At 69.4% G+C, this 1069-nt stretch carries 1 protein-coding gene; it reads right to left on the bottom strand.

Going from position 1 to position 1069, the window contains the following annotated elements:
- Positions 1-26: 26 nt before the first annotated feature.
- Positions 27-968, bottom strand: coding sequence for a GTPase Era (gene era, locus ACJA3G_RS37480; protein WP_406557469.1), 942 nt, complete (start codon positions 966-968; stop codon positions 27-29).
- Between the last annotated feature and the right edge of the window lie 101 nt (positions 969-1069).

Genomic DNA, 1069 nt, shown 5'->3' with positions numbered 1-1069 from the left:
GGTTTGGGGAAGGGGCGGGGTGGGGGTCAGAAGCCCAGTTTGCGCAGCTGCTTCGGATCCCGCTGCCAATCCTTCGCCACCTTCACATGAAGATCGAGAAACACCGGCGTCCCCAGCAGCGCCTCAATGTGCTGCCGCGACTTCATCCCGACTTCCTTCAGCCGCTTCCCCTTGGGACCGATGATGATCCCCTTCTGGCTCGGCCGCTCGATGTACACGTTCGCGTGGATGTCGAGCAGCGGCCGGTCGGCCGGCCGGTCCTCGCGCGGCAGCATCTCCTCCACCACCACCGCGATGGAGTGCGGAAGCTCGTCCCGTACCCCCTCCAGCGCCGCCTCGCGGATCAGCTCGGCCACCATCACCTGCTCGGGCTCGTCCGTGAGGTCGCCCTCGGGGTAGAGCGCGGGGCCCTCGGGCAGGAGCGGGACCAGGAGGTCCGCCACCAGCTGGACCTGCTGGTCGCCGACGGCCGAGACCGGCACGATCTGCGCCCACTCGAAGCCCAGCTCCTCCCCGAGCCGCTGCACGGCGAGCAACTGCTCGGCGAGCGCCTTGGAGTCGACGAGGTCCGTCTTCGTCACGATCGCGATCTTCGGGGTCTTCTTGATCCCCGCGAGTTCCTTGGCGATGAACTTGTCGCCGGGCCCCAGCTTCTGGTCCGCCGGCAGACAGAAGCCGATCACGTCGACCTCGGCCCAGGTCGTGCGGACCACGTCGTTCAGCCGCTCGCCGAGCAGCGTGCGCGGCTTGTGCAGGCCCGGCGTGTCGACCAGGATCAGCTGCGCGTCGGGGCGGTGCACGATGCCGCGGACGGTGTGCCGCGTCGTCTGCGGACGGCTGGAGGTGATCGCCACCTTCTGTCCGACCAGAGCGTTCGTGAGGGTCGACTTGCCCGCGTTGGGGCGGCCGACGAAACAGGCGAAGCCGGCCCGGTGAGGGGCGTTGTTCTCAACAGTACGAGCGCTCATGCCGCCCATTCTCCCCGATCCGAACACCCCCGCTGTACGCGCGCCCCCACCGCTCAGCCGCGCGGCCCCCGCGCGGCTGAGCGGTGGGGGCGCGCGTACAG

This window comes from Streptomyces sp. YS-3 (genome assembly GCF_045257485.1).
Lineage (GTDB): Bacteria > Actinomycetota > Actinomycetes > Streptomycetales > Streptomycetaceae > Streptomyces.
The sequence above is the reverse complement of the archived record's forward strand: the minus strand, read 5'-3'. Positions and strand labels throughout refer to the sequence as shown.

What these genes read in the sequence shown, in the direction of transcription:
- era (WP_406557469.1), bottom strand. Translation starts at nt 968, where the DNA reads ATGAGCGCTCGTACTGTTGAGAACAACGCCCCTCACCGGGCCGGCTTC.